We start from the raw sequence: 851 nt of genomic DNA, 5'->3' as shown, positions 1-851 counted from the left end.
CCGAACTCCAGCATCCTGGCCTTGCCGCTGTCGATGACGTCGATGGCCTCACTGACCACAGCGCCTTCGACGCAGCCGCCCGAGACGGAGCCGTGGAAATTGCCGTCGGCGTCGATGACCAGATGGCTGCCTACAGGTCGGGGCGCCGAACCCCAGGTCTCGACCACAGTCGCGATGGCCACGTCCTTGCCGTCCTTCATCCAGCCCTCCGCGATGATCAGCGGGTCGCGGGCCTCATCCAGATAAATGCTGCTTTCCATGACCGTTTCTCCAGAAGTCTGTTTTTCTCGGGATCTGTTTTCCGGGTGGGAAAGATATGGTTATGCGGCGTGCCTCGCGCCAGCGTCCAGCCATCGGCGCGGATCGACGGATTGTGCCGACTTCTTGTCCAATGACGCGCAGAGATCGGCCAGCGCATCGAGATTGTGCACCGAGCGGAACTCGTCGACATGCGGCAGCATCGCCTTGACGCCACGGGCGCGCGCCTGAAAACCGTCAAAGCGCAGCAACGGGTTCAGCCAGATCAGCCGCCGGCAGGATTTGTGCAGGCGCTCCATTTCCTCCGACAGGCCGTCGACATCGTCGCGCTCCAACCCGTCGGTGATCAGAAGCACGACCGCCCCCTGCCCCAGCACGCGCCGCGACCATATCAGGTTGAACTCGGCAAGTGTGTCGCCGATGCGGGTGCCGCCCGACCAGTCCTTGACCGCCGCAGAACAGTCGGCAAGTGCTGCATCGGGATCGCGGTGGCGCATCTGCCGGGTCAGATTGGTCAGTCTGGTACCGAAGACGAAGGTGTGCACGCGACGCCTTTTTTCCGTCAGTGCATGCAAGAAATGCAGGAAGATGCG

The 851-nt window shown here is 62.6% G+C and carries 2 protein-coding genes; both read right to left on the bottom strand.

All coding sequences use genetic code 11. From position 1 onward, the window contains the following. A partial coding sequence (locus EN893_RS36000) for an XdhC family protein (protein ID WP_164901491.1) occupies window positions 1-260 on the bottom strand: 260 nt, incomplete at its 3' end. A gap of 60 nt (window positions 261-320) precedes the next feature. Beyond that, window positions 321-851, bottom strand: a 531-nt coding sequence (locus EN893_RS35995) for a VWA domain-containing protein (RefSeq protein ID WP_128362265.1), incomplete at its 5' end; no start/stop codon positions are given.

The sequence above is a fragment of the Mesorhizobium sp. M7A.F.Ca.CA.004.04.2.1 genome, from assembly GCF_004022825.1.
GTDB lineage: Bacteria > Pseudomonadota > Alphaproteobacteria > Rhizobiales > Rhizobiaceae > Mesorhizobium.
The sequence above is the reverse complement of the archived record's forward strand: the minus strand, read 5'-3'. Positions and strand labels throughout refer to the sequence as shown.